The sequence below is a fragment of the Candidatus Francisella endociliophora genome, from assembly GCF_000764555.1.
Taxonomy (GTDB): domain Bacteria; phylum Pseudomonadota; class Gammaproteobacteria; order Francisellales; family Francisellaceae; genus Francisella; species Francisella endociliophora.
Genome location: NZ_CP009574.1, coordinates 760485 through 776855, shown reverse-complemented (window position 1 = coordinate 776855; position 16371 = coordinate 760485). Strand labels below are relative to the sequence as shown.

The following is a 16371-nucleotide window of genomic DNA, read 5'->3' as shown; positions in this document are numbered from 1 at the left end:
AAGAGAAAACATGACAAATTTAGAAAAGAAAATAAGCTTTATCCAAGAGATAGACAAACTAAAAGGTGTATATCGTAGAGCTTTGATAAAGTGTGATAATAATCGCAGAGAAAATACAGCTGAGCATAGTTGGCATGTAACTTTGATGGGCGTTATATTACAGGAGTATGCAAATGAGAAGCTTGATATATTAAAAGTGCTTAAAATGCTCTTGATCCATGATATTGTTGAGATATATGCTGGTGATACTTATGCTTTTGATAATCATGCGGTACTCGCCGAGCAGAATGCTAAAGAGTTAGAAGCTTTAGAGAAAATATTTTCATTATTGCCAGACGATGAAGCTAATGAATATAAGGCCTTATGGATTGAGTTTGAAGATAATCAAACAGCAGAGGCAAAATACTCAAAAGCTATAGAGCGAGCTATTCCAGTTTTGCAAAATATGCAGAATAATGGTGGTAGTTGGACAGCTTATGGTAAAGTGCCAAAAGAGAAAGTTATCAATAGAAACTTAGGATTAAAAGACATTGCACCTGAGCTATGGCAATATGTAAAGGGACAGATTGATTTAGCTGCAGAGAAAGGGTGGCTTATTTAAAGAATGTCATATTAAGGTTTTAAAAATATTCTTATCATCTAAAGGTTGTTGTAAGGTTTACTTGTATAAGCTAAAGTTATTGACTTTATAAAATCTATATCTTTGTAATAAGATTCTGTGTCAGTATTATTAATAAGATAATGTTAATCAATAATAAGAGGCTATAATGAGAAAATTTCAAATAATTATAATAGGAATATTATTTTTACCATTTTTAGTTAATGCTAACAATTCAGGGAAGAGAGAAAATATAATAAATTTTGAGCCATATGATCATAATCTTGTTAATTTAGGAATTGAAGATTGGAGTGTTGGGCGAACAGAGAATGGAGGTGTTTATCCAGATTTTATATCTTCTGATGATATAACTGTAAATTATCAAGAAAAACCGGGAGTTATAAATATTGAATCTAATAGAAATGGCAATAAGATAGCAGCTATAGTAATAAAAGACTGGCCAGAAGGTGGGATGATATCTCCACAATTGTTCCAATATATTGACGATATTTTCATACCTCAAGGCGTTATGGATATCTCTGAAATAACCAATAGGATAATTAATTTTGGGGTCCAATTTGAAAATATAGAATTCCATACGGAAACAAAAGAAGGAATTGATTATAAAAACTATATGGTTCCTGCTTTAGCAGTGATTCAAGATGGAGGGACTAAGGATTGGTATATGACTTGCACAAATGGAGATTTGAAAGATAATTTTTATGGTATTAAAACATGTGAGTATTATGATCCAACTGGGTCTATATGTCTTAAACATACATGTGAGAAGAATAATAGACCAGTATATACTTGCTCTATGAATGAAGATGAAGAAATTTATTTTACGCCTAAAAATGGAAACAGCTTTTACTATACTGATATATTGAGTGATCTGGTTCCTAAATCTGAGTGTGATAACTTTTAGAATTGTTCTTTAAAATTTATATTCTCGAATTAAGTTTAATTATTTATAATTAAATTCATTAAACTTATAAAAATATTTTAAATAAATGATCAAATCACTAAAACAATTAGCAACACAAGCTGGCTTAGAATACATCCGTGAAGATGTATCAATTCAAACAGTTAACATTAATTCTAATGATATTAAGCAAGATGCTTTATTTGTTGCAATTGTAGCAAATCGTGATGGCCATGAATTTATCCCAAGTGCTATTGCCAATGGTGCAAAAGCTCTTTTAGTTTCAAAAAAACAAGATACAAATATTCCACAAATAGTTTGTAACAATACTATCAAAGGATTACGAGCTTTAGCAAAAGAGTATCGTAAATCACTCAAGATGCCTGTTATATCACTAACTGGTAGCTGTGGTAAGACAACTGTTAAAGAGATGATTGTAACCCTGCTTGGCAGTAAAAAAATACATTTTACGCAGGGTAATTTTAATAACTACCTTGGTGTACCGATGACAATTTTAGAAACGCCACAAGATGCTGATTTCGCTGTGATTGAAACTGGTACAAGTGTTGAGGGTGAGATAAAAGCTGCTGCTGAAATTATCCAGCCGAATATTGCGATGATAACAAATGTTGGGGCTAGTCACCTAGAAAACTTAAAAACGATAGATGGTGTAATGGTTGAAAAAGGTGAGCTTCTTAAAACCTTGACAAACGATGGTACATGTATAGTAAATCTTGATGACGAAAGAATACCAAACTATGCTGAGAAATTATATTGTAAGAAAATCACTTGCTCAATGCATAATCAAAATGCAGATATTTTAGTTTTAGATTATCAGGTTACGCCAGAGTTATATGATGTTAAAATTAGAATTTTTGACAAGGAATATAGCTATCAGTTGCCAAATATAGGCAAACATAATTTATCGAATAGTATGCTTGCAATAGCAAGTGTAGTTGCTGCAGGGCTAGACCCAAATGATTTTTTACGAAATACACAAAATATCAAAAACCATAAAGGCAGATTCTCAATTGAAAAACTAAATGATAAGTTAACCCTTGTAGATGATACCTATAATGCTAGTGCAACAGCAGTTAAGGCAGCTATTGAAGATTTAGCAGGTTTTGATGGGAAGAAAGTTTTAGCTATTAGTTCAATGAGAGAACTTGGAAGCGAGGCTGAGAATTATCATCGTAAGATGGGGCAATGGCTTAAAATGGCTAATATTGATAAAGTCTTTTTATTCGGTGAAAAAGAGTTGATTGGTTATGCTTTAGAAGAGTGTGAGGCTCCCAATATTAGATATTATGAAGATAAACAAGAACTTAATAATGATTTACAAAAAGTGCTAAATGAGTATAAGTCAGAAAATACAAAAGTTACCATCAAAGGTGCTAGAAGCTTTAAGATGGAAGAGATTGTTAAGTTTGTTAAGGAAAATTTATAGGAAGTAATATGAAAAAACTTTTTGGAATATTTGCTTTAATCTTATTTTTGAATGTGTCTTTTGGTAAAGATATTGTGAAGTACCCACTAATAGAATCAAATGTACTTTGTGATTCTGTAAAGCCTTTTTGTGGTGATAGTTGTAGTAATATGCCTTTTTATCCAACATTATGTAAGCCTACTGAACACGGCTCAGCTTGGTCTGGTGGTGGAGCAACTAGTGTAACTAAACAGTTATATTGTGCAAAAGCTACTTATGCAAATTGTCACTACTCGGGTTCTCCTAAAGCAACTGGCATAAATCCAGACAATCAAGCTATGCCATGTAAAGTAAGCGAAGATGGTAAAACGGCTAATTGTAGATGTAAAGTTTTCACAGGACCTAACTATGTAAATATTGATGGGATTATGAACTTAGGTGTTTACTATGAGACTGTAGCAGTTTGTGGGAAAGATGGCTCAAAATGTAAAAACCTATCAACTTGTAAGCCTGATGGTAGCGGGAACTGTAAAGGTGTGGAAGCACCTGTATGTAAGTACATAGCTGAGCAAAACACTCAAGATGATAGCTCCTCTTTTATTCCAGGGGCAGATCTGATTTCAACTTATGGTTTTGATATGAATAAGGACTACGATATTGCAAAACCAGGTGAAGGAGTCAAATGTCAAAATATTGATGTGGCAGGTTGTATGACTCAACCATGTAAATATGAAAAAGGTTCAAAAGAATACGCGACTTGTAGTTGTCCTATTACAAATATGAAAACTATGATGTTAAGTCAAAAGGGTGTATCTTGTGATTTACCAAAAGGTTATGTTTGGGAATAATAAGAGATGTTATTTAGTTTTTTAATAGTCTGTTTAGGTATGGTCTAGCTAACCACATCAGTAAAGCTGTGATTGCTACAACTAATCCGAGAGATCCAAAAACATTTCCATATGTTTGAATACTTTCTTGAGCAGTAATATTGCTATTTACTGCTGTAAGTTTTCCTACCCACCCAGAGATAGGGCCTGCTAGCATTGTACTTAGGAACCAGAAGCCGCATACAAATCCAGACATTCTTTTAGGGCATAAGCTTAACATCATCGATAATCCTAATGCTGAAATTAAAAGCTCTCCTATTGATATGAAGAAATAAGACATAATAACCCACCAACTAGAAACTATACCTGAAGTGCTAATAAATTGAGGAATATATAGAATTAGAAATGCAACAGAACAAATTGTCATTCCAGCGCAAAATTTAGTGGCATGAGTAGATGGGTATTTAGTATAAATTTTTGATAATATTGGTGAGAAAATTAATACTGCCATAGGGTTGAAAATATAGTATTGGGCAGGAGATATGCTATATCCAAGAATAGTGTGATTAACATTGTTTTTCACAAAAAGAATTAATGTAGAAGGCATTTGGTTGTACATTACAAAAAATATTATTGCTTCAGCAAATAACAGTAATGCAACAAACATCTTTATGCGTGATTTTGTATCTTCATCTTTCATCGATAGTAGATAGTAGCCAACAGCAGTAATTAAAGTCATAACAACCAGAATATTACTAATCACTGTATGGATTAAAAGAATACCTATTATATATATTGCAGTAATGCTTCCTATCAATACTATTACTAGGCTTTTGAAATTAAGAGATTTCCCTCCTGCAATAGTTGATATGCTGCTTAATTTATTGTAGAAACATAAATACCCTATAAGCCCAATTATCAATCCTATAGCACAAGAAACGAATGCTACTCCCCAACCAAAATATTGAGATAATAACGGAATAGAAACTGTTGCAATAAAGCATCCAACACTTATAGACATATAATAAAGAGTTATTGCACAATCTAGTATTTCAGGATTATCTTTATATAGTTTAGATATTAAAGATGAAGGGTTTGCTTTAAAAAGAGCATTTCCAACAATTATACCTGCTAAAGAGTAATAAACATTTTCATCGGAAATAAATGCTAAACTTGCATATGAAATAAGTAAAAAGATAGCTCCAATAATAATGGTTCTTTTTGCTCCAATTACTCTATCTCCAATCCAACCACCAAACCAAATAAATGCAAAAAGGAAAGCATTAAATGTACCAAATAATGTATATGAGTAGGCTTCTGTAAAGTTAAGTTTATCAATCAAAAAAAGCATTAATATTGATTGAATACCATAGAAGCCATATCTTTCCCATAGCTCTAGTGACCAAATTACCCAGAATGGTAAAGACAGAATACGTGTATTTTTCATATGATAATTTCCATAATAAGTTTGTTTGAGGTTTTATATACTTGTAACTTGTAAAATCTCACCATCTTTCGAGATTTTTAGATAATTTCCATTTTTAAACCAGTCTCCTAGTACATAGCGAGTATAATTATCTGCAACATGTATTGCCATTCTATGAGTATGTCCATGAATTACAATATCACAATCTTTGCGATATTTTTCAATACCTTTTGTCGTGACATCAACAGTAGGATTTTTACGATTTTTTACATAGCTAGCTTTGCGAACATTCCTAGCCGTGTACTCTCTTATAAACAAGGGAAGCCTTCTGAAAATAAATCTTAAAATAGGATTATAAGCAATCCACTTTCTATATCTTTGATAACTTATATCATCTGTACAGAATAGATCTCCGTGAGAGAAAAGTATCTTTTTATCTGCAATATTTAGATAGTAAGGATCTTTTATTAGTTTGACGCCACTTCTTTTAGCAAACTTTTTACCAATTAGAAAATCACGGTTTCCATACATAAAAAATATTTCTAAACCATTATTAGAAGCTTCTCTTAACCAGTCTGTAATTTTATGATAAAAGCTATCTCTATGATTATCACCAATCCAATAATCAAAAAAGTCTCCAAGGATATATAGTTGATTATCAACGCTAGTTATATCACCTAAGAATTTTTTAAAAAGATCAGCCATTTCTGCATGATTTTCATTTAAGTGTAAATCTGAAATTATATAAATATCTTTATTATGAGCCATATTTCTGACGGTATTCTTTAAATTTGTTGATTGTTTCTTGGTCTAAATTTTCTTTAGCATACTCATATATGCTTTCGAAATTTGTCACAGCTAATACGGGGATATTAAAATCTTGAGAGATTTTCTTAGTCGCAGATATATCACTATCTTTTGCTTTTTCTTGACGGTCAATCGATAGAGCTACTCCAGCAATTTTAGCATTTATAGTTTTAAGCTTATTAGATGATTCGTAAAATGCGGTACCTGCTGTCATTACATCATCAACTAGTAGAACTTTTTTACCTGTCATATCAGCACCAACAAAGACTCCACCTTCACCATGATTCTTTGCTTCTTTACGATCAAAAGCATACGGCATATCTATATTGTACTTAAGTGCTAAAACAGTCGAGATTGCTGCAACTAGAGGTATACCTTTATAAGCTGGACCAAACAGGATGTCGTATTTAACATCACTTTTAGCGATCATTTGAGCATAGTGATCAGCTAAATTTGCTAGCTGATTCCCTGTATTAAATAATCCAGCATTAAAAAAATATGGGCTAATACGACCTGATTTAAGAGTGAACTCTCCAAATTTAAGTACACCACTTTTAAGCGCAAAATCTATAAACATTATTTTTTAATAGTTTTAATCATTTGCTATAAGTATAAATAATACTGACGATAATACCAAGATAATCTGATAAGCAGTAACTTCTGATTTCTGTTGTGTTAAGTAGTATTAGCGATATATTTAAAACTTATAAGCTGATATAATCAAATTAGTTTGAAAAGCTATATAATACTAATGTCAAAACATATCCATATATTAGGAATTTGTGGGACTTTTATGGGTTCGCTTGCTGTTTTAGCTAAGCAAAAACGCTACAAGGTTACAGGTTCTGATCTTAATGTTTATCCTCCTATGAGTACATATCTTGAGTCACAAGGTATTGAGATTATTCAAGGGTTTGAGTGCTCACAATTAAATACCAAACCTGATGAGATAATTGTTGGCAATATCATGAAACGTGGCATGCCAATTATTGAGAAAATTCTTGATGAAAAATTAAATTATTTCTCGGGTCCAGAGTGGTTGTACCAAAATATTCTTAAATACAAAAAGGTCATTGCAATAGCGGGAACACATGGTAAAACTACAACTACAACAATGACTATTAAAGTTTTAGAACAAGCAGGTTTAAATCCAAGTTTCCTAGTTGGTGGCGTCAGTGGAGATTTTGGAGTTTCATCACGATATACAGATTCAGAATACTTTGTGATTGAGGCAGATGAATACGATACTGCCTTTTTTGACAAACGCTCAAAGTTAATCCATTATGATCCAAGTATTTTTGTAATCAATAATATCGAATTTGATCATGCAGATATTTTTAAAGATATAGATGCGATATTTTGGCAGTTTCATCAACTACTTAGAAAAATGCCATCAACTGCAAAAGTTATTTATAACGCTAAAGATGAGAATGTCCAAAAAATTATAGATATGGGATGTTGGTCAGAGCGTATTAAAGCAAATTCCAATGATGGCATCTCGATGAATAAAAAAGCTCTTGATTATTCACAGTTTGAATTAAACTCAAACAATAGTAGTATAAATATCTCGTGGGGTTTAATTGGTGAACATAATGCATTAAATGCAATGAGTACTTATGCTATAGCAAAGCAGCTTAATATTTCTGATAGTGTTATAATTGATGCCTTAGAAAGCTTTAAAGGTGTTAAAAGACGTTTAGAGGTTTTACATAGTTCAGAAAATATTGTGCTATATGATGATTTTGCACATCATCCAACATCGATCAAGCTAACATTAGAAGCTGTAAGAAATAAAGATAAAAATGCTTTTGTGATAGCTTTGATTGATCCTCGATCAAATACGATGCGACAAGGTAATAATAAAGATAACCTACCGCAAGCAATAAATAATGCTGATAAAATTCTGTTATATAATCATAGTTTACTAAAGTGGGATGCTAAAGAAGTGTTAAAAACTTCGGATAATGTTGATTTTATAACTAATGTGGAAGAATTTGTAAATAATGTTGATAGCCTAGTTAATATTAATAAAAGTAAAAATATACAAATAGTAATGATGAGTAATGGTTCATTTGATGGACTAAGAGAAAAATTAGTCAAACTTTTGGAGACTAAGTAATGAGTAGTTTAATTTATGGCATACATGCTGTAGAGAGTTTAGTAGAGTCCAATCAAGCGAAAGAGATATTTGTATTAAAAAAACAAAATACAAATGCAAAAATAGATTCTATAATCGAGAGTGCAAAGACTAGAGGTCTAGAAGTTAATTATGTGAGCTCTTTTAAAGAGTTACCAGCTAGAATCAAAAAAGATGCAAACCATCAAAACATTTTTGCTACAGAAAAAAGCTCACTTAAAACATATTCAGAAAATGATATAGAAGGTTTATTACCAAATGATAGAAATGCTTTTGTATTGATCCTTGATAGTGTCCAAGATCCACATAATTTTGGTGCATGTATTCGTAGTGCTCACTCGGCAGGTGTTGATTTTATAGTGGTACCAAAAGATAACAGTGCTCCGATAAATGCGACTGTCAAAAAGGTGGCTTGTGGAGCAGCAGAGCATACAAAGATTGCTGTAGTCACAAATCTTGCAAGATCAATCGAGAAATTGAAGAAACTTGGTGTATGGGTGATTGGTTTGGCAGGTGAGGCAGATGAAAGTTTATATGATATGAATCTAAGTGATTCAATAGCTATTATTGCAGGGGCAGAAGGCTCTGGAATGCGTCAGCGTACAAAGGCTAGCTGTGATTTTCTTGCGAAACTACCAATGCTTGGAGAGGTTTCAAGCTTAAACGTATCAGTAGCTACGGGTATTAGCTTATATGAAGCTGTAAGGCAGAGAGGAATTAAATAGGTATATTTATGCAGTTTGCTTTTTTAAATAGTAATAAGTATGCAGTTAGAAATGCTTTAAAAGCTTGTATTGCTGTAATTGTTACATATTTTATAGGGCTTGTTTTGGGTAATATATTTGATATCCAGAGAATGTATTTGTGGATGGTCATTACCGTATTGGTTGTAATGTCAACACAGCCTAACCTTGGCGGGGCTTTGGATAAAGCTTTGATGAGATTCTTAGGAACAATAATTGGTGCTGTAATAGCTATTGTAATTACAGCATTTATACCTGTTGGATATGTGCAAATTGTTTTGGTTATGCCCTTTATATTTTTAGCAGTGTATTTTGCAGGAGCTTCAAAGTACAGTTATGCGGGTACTTTAGCGGGTATAACTTTAATGATTATTATATTAAATCAACAACCTAGTGTTCAGATTGCGATATATAGAGCTGTAGAAATACTATTAGGTATAACAGTAGCTCTGATAGTTAATCGTTTTGTTTTTCCAATTCGTGCAGAAACTAGGCTTAAAGAGAGTTATGCTAAAACGATTATACAAATTCATGACTTTTTTGACATACTTTTTATAGAGCGTAATCAATCACATAGAAAGCTTAGAGAGAGTATTTTTCATGAATTTGCTAAGCATTTAACATTAGTTAAAGAGTTGAAGTATGAAAAATCTGCTAAGAAAGTTCGCGAATTTGAAAAGATGAGTTTATATATTCGCAGACTATACCGCTATATGATTGTTACTTATGAATATATTGAATTTACTTTAGATGCAAAGACTATCGCTAAGTTAGATAAAGAACCAGCATTTATTGAGTTCAAAAAATATATAATGAAATCACTCACAGATGTTTCAGAAGATATTAAAAAGAGAAAGAGAATTAGCTATAAAGAACTTTTTCATTTTGAAAAACATATTCTACCTTTACTTAGAGATGTTGAAGTTTTAAATGATAGAGATGAAAGCTTTATCTTTTACATTAAGATGTTTCTTGATGCCCTTAAAAAGCTCTCAATAGAATATAACTATATTTTGCAAATTTCAAAACATTGATTAAAAATACTGCTTGAGGTAGTATATGTCACTGAATTTTTATTATTCTGTATGAGGTTTAAACGTATGAATTTACATTCAAAGAATATTTTAATTCCAGTTTTAATAGTTACTATTATTATTGATGTAATGGGAGCAGGGCTTGTTTTTCCTATAATGCCATCATTATTTTTTGGTAATATTTGTGTTACATTTGGTGATCCAGGCGGTAATTTTCAAAATTGGTATTATTCGATAGCTCTTGCATGTTGGCCATTAGGGCTACTTATAGGGTGCCCAATAATAGGGGAGCTGTCAGATAAGTATGGTCGTAAGATAATACTGATGGTAGCGCTATTTACTACTTGTGTATCTTATGTATTATCAGCGTATGCAATATATTCACATCATTATTTATTATTTGTTGCAAGTAGATTTATTTGTGGTCTTGCTGGAGGTGCTTTTGAAATAGCTCAAGCAGCCGTTATTGATATATCTTCTCCGGAAGATAAGTCAAAGAATTTAGGTTATATAACGATGGCTGCATCTCTAGGTTTTGTTATTGGTCCAGTTGTTACTAGCTTTGTATCAACTATGAATATAAGTTATACACTACCATTTATGTTTGCAGCAATGTTGGCCAGTATAAATATGTTTTTTATAGCATTTATCATGAAAAAAGATTTACCTAAGAATCCAGGATTAATTATTCAGATTGGAACTATATACAAAACTATTTCATTTTTGCTATCAGATAAAAGAGTGAGACTTGTTGGGGTTGTGTATCTTTTAGTACAATGTGCTTGGGGCTTTTATGGTCAGGGAATAGCACTGTTCTTGAATTTAACTTATGGCTATGATGTCGCATTGACTGGTGCTTTTTATGCACTCATGGGATTAGCAACAGCTATAGCTAGTATAGCTATTCAGCCAAAAATTTTTGCTAAAGTTTCTAATCAAGTAGCTTTTGTTAGAGCTGCTACAGTTTGTGGTATCGGATTTATTTTAGTTTCTGTTTTGACTAATCAGATTTCTCAATGGTTTTTAACAATAGTTTTATCAGCTTCTCAGCTGATAGCATATACAGCGTTACTTTCAATGATATCTGGTGCGGTTACTGAAAAAGAGCAGGGTAAGGCGATGGGAGCAGCTGGTGCTGGTTTTGGTCTGGCGTGGTTTTTAAATGATATTATGATGGGACATCTTGCATCAGTATCACCAAGTTCACCAATATCATTTGGCGGAGGGATGTATTTTATAGCAGCTATTGTGTTTGTATTTTCTATCAAAATCTTGCGTGAAAAGGTACAATAGTCTCTACTAAATGATTTTGTTTATTCTCCCTTAAATGCAATTAATATCACTAAAAAATGTTAGCCTAAATTTTGGTACTCAAATAGTACTTGATAATGTTAATCTTGAAATTACAAAAGGTCAAAGAACTTGTTTCATCGGCCGTAATGGTACTGGTAAATCCTCACTTCTAAAGATAATCGAAGGTAAGGTTATTCCAGATAGTGGCGAGATTATTGTTCATAAAAATACTGTTGTCGCTAGTATGATACAGGAAGTTCCAAGTGATATATCAGGAAGTGTTGTTGATGTCATATTAGATGGGTTGGGAGAGCTTGGTAATAAACTAAACTCATATCAAAAAACTCTAGAATCAAATCCACAATCTTCAGAATTAGAAAATTTACATAAATATATTGATGAGAACCATGGCTGGATCTATCTCAATGATGTTGAGGTTTTAGCATCTAAGCTAAATCTTGATCCAAAAGCTTCTTTTAAAGATCTATCTGGTGGTATGAAAAGAAGAGTGATTCTTGCAAGAGCTTTGATAAATAAGCCTGATTTACTACTTTTAGATGAGCCTACAAACCATTTAGATATAGATTCTATAAAATGGTTAGAAGAGTTTTTAGCAAACTTTGCTGGAGCGATATTATTTATCACCCATGATAGAAAATTTTTAAACAGTGTTGCTAAAAGTATTATTGAACTTGATAGAGGACACCTTTATTCATTTGATGGTAATTATACAAAGTTCCTAGAGAAGAAAGAGCAAATACTTAATGCCCAAGAAAAAGAAAATAGTGAGTTTGATAAAAAGCTAGCTCAAGAAGAAGTATGGATTCGTCAAGGTATAAAAGCTCGTCGTACAAGGAATGAAGGACGAGTAAGAGCTCTTGAGCAAATGCGTCGTGAAAGAAAACAACGTCGTGAAAATGTAGGTAAAGCTGATATAAAAGTTGCACAGTCTGAAAAATCTTCAAAAAGAGTTATTCAAGCGACAAATATTGGCGTTGAATATGATGGACAGTTTTTGTTCCAAAACTTCTCTACGGAGATTCGTAAAGGTGATAAGATTGCAATTATTGGTCAAAATGGCTGTGGTAAAACGACTCTTTTAAATTGCTTACTTGGAAAAGCTAAGCCATCTCAAGGTGAAGTGATTTTAGCTGATAATATTAAGATCGCTTATTTTGATCAATTGAGAGATCAGTTAGATGAGAAATTGAGTATTATTGATAATGTTAAAGAAGGTTCTGATTTTATTAATATTGCAGGCAAGGAAGTTCATGTAATTACATATTTGCAGAAGTTTTTATTTACTCCAGAGAGGTTGCATTCACCGATTACTCATCTGTCAGGTGGTGAGAAAAATCGTCTTTTGCTAGCAAAAATCTTATCAAAGCCAAGTAATGTAATAGTTCTGGATGAGCCAACTAACGATCTAGATATAGAGACTCTTGAGATATTAGAAGAAATGCTTATAAATTATCAGGGTACAATAATTATAGTTAGTCATGATAGGGAATTTATAAACAATATTGCAACAAGCTCTATAGTTTTTGATAGTGGCTCGTTAGAAGAGTTTGTTGGCGGATATGATGATTGGCTAGCACAAAGAAAACAACCCCAAGAGCAGTTAAAAACAGAAAAAAAACAAGAGCAAGCAAAGAATAAACTTAGTTATGAACAAAGAAAACAGTTACGTAACTTACCTAATCAAATAGAAAAATTAGAAACTAATATTGAGGCTCTTCAAGCACAAATGGGAGAGTTGGATTTCTATCAAAAATCTCAACAAGAGCAAGATAAAGTTCAAAAGCAATTAGATTTATTAAATTCTGATTTAGAAGAAAAATATGCTTTATGGGAAGAGTTATTAGAACTTGAATAACCTTTAAGGTCTTAGTTTATCGGCTATAAGCTTATATTTTAACTTCTATTTTTAACTTAATAATATTCAATATGATATTATTATATTATGTTAGTTATTAGAATAAATACTCAATGAAAACTTATAAACGAGATGTTCATGATATTTCGGAAGAAAGAAAGGTTTTAGCAATAACATCTTTTGCGGAATTTGCAGAGAGATATGGTTATTATGTAATCCAAGCATTATTAATATTTTTCTTAATAGATAGATTTAAAATATCACAGGAGGTTTCAGCATCTTTAGTTGGAACTACACTAGCTATGACATATATATCTGCAATTGTTGGTGGCTATATTGCTGAAAGGCTATTAGGGTACTATAGATCGGGTTTATTAGGCTCTGTTATGATGCTTTTGGGCTTCTTTCTTTTAGCATCAACTACGACTAAAGATGCTTTATGTTTAGCTTTAAGCTTTATATGCATAAGTACTGGTCTAATCAAATCAAATATGGCCTCATTTATTGGTAGGTTTTATGACCGCTCATCTTTAGATAATTCAAGAAGAGATTTTGGCTTTAATATTTTTTATATGGGCATAAATCTTGGAGGTTTTTTAGGCCTTGTTTTTGCGATGTCTTTAAAGGATCATTATGGCTATGATTCAGCTTTTTATAGCAGTCTGTTTGTAAACTTAGTAATGTTTATTCTATTAATTATTGGCTATAGCTTTGTGAGTAAACATATGGTGAAAATAAAGGTAACTTTACTTACGGTGTGTAGAGTGTTACTTATTATGTTTTTATATATAACCTTATTGTTTTATATTTTTCATTCACCATATGTGGCTAATTTTTCTGTACTTGCTGCGATAATAGTTTCTTTGTTTATTCTCCTCTTATCAGTACGTAAAAGTAGCTGGAATAAAGTTTTCGTAGCAGTTATATTTTTTATATTGTCAATACTATATTGGGCTTTATATTTTCAAATGTTTATAAGTCTACTTTTATTTACAGAATATGCTGTAAATGAGTATTTATTGAATTCTAGCCAACTTTTAAGTGTAATTACTGTGACAATACTTCTTTTTGCTGTAGTTATGGGCAAGCTCTGGGTGTTTCTTGGTAATAAGGGCTATATGAAAAATGACATTGATAAGTTTAATTTAGCTTTTGTGATAATAGCTTTAAGTTTCTTAGTTATAGAAATATTTATCTATGCAACACCAGGAGCAATAAAAGTAACACCATTTGCTTTTATTTTAGGGTATTTCTTAATTGGGATATCAGAGCTATGTTTATCTGCTATAGGTTTATCTTTAATTACTAAAATTGCTCCTAGAGGATTTGTAGCACTATATATGGGTATATGGCTTATTACTCTAGGTGTTGGGGGTAAACTAGCGGGCTTAATCGCAAGCTATTTTTATATTCCTGAGAATAATATTGTATTAGCAAAGACAAATATAGCAGATGCTTTAGATACTTTTGTAGTAATTGCAGTGCTTGTATCTTTATCTATTCTGTTAGTTAGGAAATATGTTAATAAGTATGTGGCATAATAGCCTTTTGTATTACGTATAACTATTTTGTTTCCCAAGTATTTCTAAGAGTTACGGTTCTATTAAATACAAGCTTATCTTTTGAACAGTCTTTTAAATCTGCAATAAAATATCCAGTTCTATTAAACTGGAATCTTTCCTCAGCTTGAACATTTTCTAAAGATTTTTCAACTTTTGCATCTGTTATAATTTGTAAAGAATCTGGATTTAGAACCTTTTCAATACTATCTGCATTTGCTGGGTTTTCATCATTAAATAAACGATCATAGATTCTTACTTCAGCATTTAAGCAATTATTGGCATCTACCCAATGGATAATTCCATTTGGTTTAACACCATCTTCAGGTTTTTTACCTCCCAAAGTTTCTGGTAAGTAAGAGCATTTTATCTCTACAACTTTACCATCATTATCAGAAATTACTTCGTTACACTGAATAACATAACCATTGATTAAGCGAACCCTGCCATTTGGTGATAGTTTTTTCATACCTTTTTCTAGCTCAAATACAAAATCATCTCTTTCGATATAAATGTCAGATGAAATCGTAATATCACGACGACCAAAATCAGGATTTTGAGGATGATTTGGTACATTTAGCTCATGTGCCGGCATATCAGCTATAGTAACCTTTATAGGGTCCAAAACTGCATTTTTTCTTAGGGTATTTTTATTAAGATCATCACGAATAGATTCTTCTAAAACAGACACATCAATCACAGAATCTTGCTTTGATATACCAACCATATCACAGAAGTTACGGATAGACTCTGGAGTATAGCCTCTACGGCGGTAGCCTTTGATAGTTGGCATACGAGGATCATCCCAACCGTTTACCAAGTTATTATCTACAAGATATTTAAGCTTTCTCTTGCTCGTTATTGTGTAATTTAGGTTTAACCTTGAAAATTCAATTTGTTGTGGTTTGATTGCAAATTTTGTTTCATTGACAACCCAATCATAGAAAGGTCTTTGATCTTGAAATTCTAGAGTACATAAAGAGTGAGTAATTTCTTCAATAGCATCTTCTAGAGGGTGAGCAAAAGTATACATTGGATATATGCACCATTTATCACCAGTTTTTGGATGATGGGCGAATCTAATTCTATATAGAGCAGGGTCTCTTAGGTTGATGTTACCAGAAGACATATCTATTTTTGCTCTTAAAGTTTTACTGCCTTCCTCAAATTCTCCATTTTTCATAGACTCGAAAAGCTGTAAATTCTCTTCGATAGAACGATTTCTATATGGACTGTTTTTACCAGGCTCTTTTAAAGTACCACGATATTCTCTAACTTCTTCAGCTGATAGATCACATACATAGGCTTTGTTTTTTTTGATAAGTAGTACAGCTAATTCGTACATTCTATCAAAATATTCAGAAGCGAAATGTGGTTTGTTTTCCCAATTAAAACCAAGCCATTGCACATCTTCTTGAATAGCGTTGATATATTCAATATCTTCTTTTTCTGGGTTGGTATCATCAAAGCGAAGATTGCATTTTCCATCGAATTCTTTTGCAATACCAAAATTTAGACAAATAGATTTTGCATGACCTATATGGAGATATCCATTAGGCTCAGGAGGAAAGCGAGTTAATATGCTAGAGACTTTTTTTGTTCCTAGGTCTTTTTTAATGATATTTTTTATAAAGTTTGTTTTATTTACTTTTTTAGTTTCATCACTCATGATTTTTTTATAGAAATAGTCGATTTTATGAATTTAGTAATAGTTTACTTTATT

General features: G+C 31.9%; 14 protein-coding genes. 10 read left to right on the top strand and 4 right to left on the bottom strand.

Going from position 1 to position 16371, the window contains the following annotated elements; translation table 11 throughout:
• Positions 1-10: 10 nt before the first annotated feature.
• The 4 genes from QI37_RS03885 (at position 11) to QI37_RS03870 (ending at position 3794) form a co-directional block, all read left to right on the top strand.
• Positions 11-601, top strand: coding sequence for an HD domain-containing protein (locus tag QI37_RS03885; RefSeq protein WP_040008747.1), 591 nt, complete (start codon positions 11-13; stop codon positions 599-601).
• A gap of 166 nt (positions 602-767) precedes the next feature.
• Positions 768-1523, top strand: a complete 756-nt coding sequence (locus tag QI37_RS03880; RefSeq protein WP_040008745.1) for a hypothetical protein — start codon at positions 768-770, stop codon at positions 1521-1523.
• A gap of 85 nt (positions 1524-1608) precedes the next feature.
• On the top strand, positions 1609-2967 hold the full coding sequence (locus QI37_RS03875) for a UDP-N-acetylmuramoyl-tripeptide--D-alanyl-D-alanine ligase (protein ID WP_040008743.1): 1359 nt from the start codon (positions 1609-1611) through the stop codon (positions 2965-2967).
• A gap of 8 nt (positions 2968-2975) precedes the next feature.
• On the top strand, positions 2976-3794 hold the full coding sequence (locus QI37_RS03870) for a hypothetical protein (RefSeq protein WP_040008742.1): 819 nt from the start codon (positions 2976-2978) through the stop codon (positions 3792-3794).
• Between the two features lie 13 nt (positions 3795-3807).
• On the opposite strand, the gene QI37_RS03865 is transcribed toward QI37_RS03870, so the two are convergent.
• The 3 genes from QI37_RS03865 to pyrE are packed head-to-tail and all read right to left on the bottom strand — an operon-like array spanning position 3808 to position 6583.
• A complete protein-coding gene (locus QI37_RS03865; RefSeq protein WP_040008740.1) occupies positions 3808-5220 on the bottom strand; it encodes an oligopeptide:H+ symporter in 1413 nt (470 codons plus the stop codon).
• A gap of 33 nt (positions 5221-5253) precedes the next feature.
• On the bottom strand, positions 5254-5967 hold the full coding sequence (locus QI37_RS03860; protein ID WP_040008738.1) for a UDP-2,3-diacylglucosamine diphosphatase: 714 nt from the start codon (positions 5965-5967) through the stop codon (positions 5254-5256).
• Entirely contained in the window at positions 5957-6583 is a 627-nt protein-coding gene (pyrE, locus tag QI37_RS03855; protein WP_040008735.1) for an orotate phosphoribosyltransferase, read from the bottom strand. Before pyrE ends, QI37_RS03860 begins: the two co-directional genes overlap by 11 nt.
• 174 nt (positions 6584-6757) lie before the next feature.
• Between pyrE and mpl the strand changes: the two genes are divergently transcribed.
• From mpl to QI37_RS03825, 6 genes are all read left to right on the top strand, one after another.
• Complete coding sequence (gene mpl / locus QI37_RS03850) at positions 6758-8125, top strand: UDP-N-acetylmuramate:L-alanyl-gamma-D-glutamyl-meso-diaminopimelate ligase (RefSeq protein WP_040008733.1); 1368 nt, start codon at positions 6758-6760, stop codon at positions 8123-8125.
• A complete protein-coding gene (gene rlmB, locus QI37_RS03845; protein ID WP_040008730.1) occupies positions 8125-8868 on the top strand; it encodes a 23S rRNA (guanosine(2251)-2'-O)-methyltransferase RlmB in 744 nt (247 codons plus the stop codon). The genes mpl and rlmB overlap by 1 nt, the downstream gene beginning before the upstream one ends.
• An 8-nt stretch (positions 8869-8876) precedes the next feature.
• Entirely contained in the window at positions 8877-9920 is a 1044-nt protein-coding gene (locus QI37_RS03840) for an FUSC family protein (RefSeq protein WP_040008727.1), read from the top strand.
• Between the two features lie 66 nt (positions 9921-9986).
• Positions 9987-11213: an MFS transporter gene (locus tag QI37_RS03835; protein WP_040008724.1), complete on the top strand. Its 1227-nt coding sequence runs from the start codon at positions 9987-9989 to the stop codon at positions 11211-11213.
• Between the two features lie 34 nt (positions 11214-11247).
• A complete protein-coding gene (locus QI37_RS03830) occupies positions 11248-13089 on the top strand; it encodes an ATP-binding cassette domain-containing protein (RefSeq protein ID WP_040008721.1) in 1842 nt (613 codons plus the stop codon).
• A 113-nt stretch (positions 13090-13202) separates the two neighbouring features.
• Entirely contained in the window at positions 13203-14630 is a 1428-nt protein-coding gene (locus QI37_RS03825; protein WP_040008718.1) for a peptide MFS transporter, read from the top strand.
• 22 nt (positions 14631-14652) lie between these two features.
• Here the strand turns inward: QI37_RS03825 and QI37_RS03820 are convergent, their stop codons facing one another.
• Positions 14653-16317 carry a glutamine--tRNA ligase/YqeY domain fusion protein gene (locus QI37_RS03820; protein WP_040008716.1) on the bottom strand — a complete coding sequence of 555 codons (1665 nt, stop codon included), beginning with the start codon at positions 16315-16317 and terminating at the stop codon, positions 14653-14655.
• Positions 16318-16371 lie beyond the last annotated feature (54 nt).